The organism is Veillonellaceae bacterium, assembly GCA_012523975.1.
Taxonomy (GTDB): Bacteria; Bacillota; Negativicutes; order JAAYSF01; family JAAYSF01; genus JAAYSF01.
Genome location: JAAYSF010000024.1, coordinates 1 through 3,080 on the forward strand (window position 1 = coordinate 1; position 3,080 = coordinate 3,080).

Genomic DNA, 3,080 nt, shown 5'->3' on the forward strand with positions numbered 1-3,080 from the left:
CGTCCCCTTGTCTTTTGGGGGTTTTTGGTAGAAAGGAAATAAAGTGCAACGATAATCCGAATTATATCCTTTTTATGCGCACAAAAAGTATTTTTGTGCATTGACGAGATACATAGTTGGTATTATAATAATCGAGTGTGGCCCCTTTTTACTTACTAGTTATGTAAATCATACTATTATTATGAAAGTGGCAATTTAAAAATAGGAGTTGACTTCGCACGTGTTTAATTCATTATTTTCAGCGATAAGTAAAATCAGCTTAGTCAAACAGATACTGGTTGGTCTTATCCTTGGTTGTATTGTTGCGTTGTATGCGCCAGACCTAGCCGGTCGTGTGGCTATTTTCGGCACCTTGTTTGTTGGGGCTTTAAAAGCTATTGCGCCAATATTAGTGCTAGTCCTCATTATGAGTGCTCTTTCTGGCCAAAAGCGTGGCGTAAAAACAAATATGAAATCTATTATTTATTTATATATTCTGGGTACTTTTTCCGCAGCTTTGATAGCGGTAATAGCAAGCTTCCTTTACCCGGTTAGCCTTAAGCTGGTTGCTAATGCTGCGGACGTAGCACCGCCGAATGGTATTGTTGAAGTGCTGCGTACTTTAGCGCTCAATGTTGTTGACAATCCTGTACACGCACTTATGACCGGTAATTATATTGGTATTCTTTCATGGAGTATTGTTTTTGGTATTGCGCTTCGTCAAGCCAGTGAATCAACCAAAGAAGTTATTCAAGGTTTTTCTGATGCAGTATCGAAAGCCGTGCGTTGGGTTATTCAACTTGCTCCTTTAGGTATTTTTGGTTTAGTAGCTGACTCTATCTCGCAGAATGGTATTGAAGCTCTTATTAGTTACGGCAAACTGCTCGTACTCTTAATTGGCTGTATGCTGTTTGTTGCTTTAGTTATCAATCCGCTTATCGTATTTATGACAATTCGTCAAAATCCATATCCACTGGTATTTACCTGCCTGCGTGAAAGTGGTATTTACGCCTTCTTTACCCGGAGCTCGGCAGCTAATATCCCGGTAAATATGAGCCTTTGTAAAAAACTTGGTCTTGATCCTGATACCTACTCGGTATCTATTCCGCTCGGCGCAACCGTTAACATGGCTGGCGCGGCAGTAACTATTTCGGTACTTGCTCTGGCAGCGGTACACACTCTCGGTATTCAGGTTGATATTTGGACTGCTCTGCTGTTAAGTATTATGTCTGCTGGTGGCGCTTGTGGCGCATCGGGTGTAGCCGGCGGTTCGCTACTGCTTGTTCCGATGGCCTGTGCCCTTTTCGGTATTAACAATGATATTGCAATGCAAGTTGTAGGGGTAGGCTTTATCATCGGGGTACTGCAAGATTCCACCGAAACGGCTCTCAACTCCTCGACTGACGTACTATTTACCGCAGCGGCAGATATCGCTGCACGTAAAAATAAGAATTAATTACACAAAGATATCCTAACGCAAGAATAATGCTAAGCAAAGAGGGACTAGCTGTTAAGCTGGTCCCTTTTCTCATACAAGAACGAATACCGGATTATTAGGAACAGTTTGTTAATCTATCTATCTAAGTGGATAAAAACTTGGCATAGGGTAAAATTGGGATGTTTATGGTATTGAATTCACCTACCTAATGTGTTTTACTTAATAGTATATAAATTCTGAATAAGCTATGATTTGAGCGTTAAAGTCGATCAAATCACAAAATAACTATCAAGGAGCAGGATTTAGTATGCCTATAAAAATTCCTAATAATTTGCCGGCTGTTAACATACTGGAAAAAGAGAATATCTTTACAATGGATGAGACGCGTGCGTATTCTCAAGATATACGACCGATTCGAATATTACTATTGAACTTAATGCCGACGAAGATTGTTACGGAAACGCAATTGCTGCGGTTATTAGGAAATTCTCCGCTGCAAGTTGAATTTGATTTCATGTACACTTCTACGTATGAACCAAAGAATACTCCCCAGGAGCATTTGGTAAAGTTTTATGAAACCTTTGATGAAATCAAGGATCGAAAATATGATGGCATGATAATTACCGGAGCGCCTGTTGAACAATTACCTTTTGAGGAAGTAGCCTATTGGCAAGAATTATGTGAGATTATGGACTGGAGTAAGAGCAATGTTTATTCGACGCTCTATATTTGCTGGGGAGCTCAAGCCGCCCTCTATCATTACTACGGTATTCCTAAGTATGCCTTGCCGCATAAAATGTTCGGGGTATTTCCGCATACGATGAACTTTAAAGAAAAGATGCTGTTTCGTGGTTTTGATGATGTTTTTTATGTCCCTCACTCGCGGCATACAGAGGTACGGCGGGAGGATATTGAGAAAGTATCGAAATTATGTATACTATCAGAATCTGAAGAGGCCGGCGTATTTGCGATACGGGACAAAAAGAACCGGCGGTTGTTTATCACTGGGCATCCTGAATATGATGCACTGACGCTAAAGACCGAATATGATCGTGATGTGGCACTGGGACTGCCGATTAATATTCCGGCTAATTATTACCCCAATGATGATCCAAACGAGATGCCGGTGGTACGCTGGCGGAGCGCAGCCAATTTAATGTTTTCAAACTGGCTCAATTATTATGTTTATCAGACAACGCCATTCGATCTTGAAAAATTAGACGAGGCAAGCGGGGATGAATTATAACTTATCAGTTACAACTGTGTTAATTAATTTAGATATAATGGGATGTTTCGTGACTTAAGGTCGCCAGACAAGTCAGGAGAAACGTTTCTGGTTAGGGGTGGTTCGCTTATTCGGACCACCCCTATTTTCATCCATATTATGTAATTGAGCACAATTCTTTTATAGGTTACATAGTATATATTGCGGACACCCAAAGTCCTAAAAAAAGCGAGGTGAATAGTGAATGGCGATAGACTGGGATGATCCCGAAATTGATGAATGGGAAGATGATGATGATTTCCGGCCTGAAATCGATGACTATGAAAGGCAGCTAGTTGTCCAGGTTGGCTGTTTTCCAAGGTCTTGTAATCCACGGTTCTGCTTCCCGCGCAGCTGTTTCCCGCGTGCTTGCTTCCCGCGTCGTCAATGTTTCCCACG

The 3,080-nt window shown here is 41.3% G+C and carries 3 protein-coding genes; all 3 read left to right on the forward strand.

Going from position 1 to position 3,080, the window contains the following annotated elements:
* Positions 1-220: 220 nt before the first annotated feature.
* Positions 221-1,435, forward strand: a complete 1,215-nt coding sequence (gene sstT / locus GX348_03605; protein NLP41273.1) for a serine/threonine transporter SstT — start codon at positions 221-223, stop codon at positions 1,433-1,435.
* Positions 1,436-1,724: 289 nt separating this feature from the next.
* Positions 1,725-2,663 carry a homoserine O-succinyltransferase gene (metA, locus tag GX348_03610; protein ID NLP41274.1) on the forward strand — a complete coding sequence of 313 codons (939 nt, stop codon included), beginning with the start codon at positions 1,725-1,727 and terminating at the stop codon, positions 2,661-2,663.
* Positions 2,664-2,886: 223 nt separating this feature from the next.
* On the forward strand, positions 2,887-3,080 hold a 194-nt coding region (locus GX348_03615; GenBank protein ID NLP41275.1), incomplete at its 3' end, for a hypothetical protein.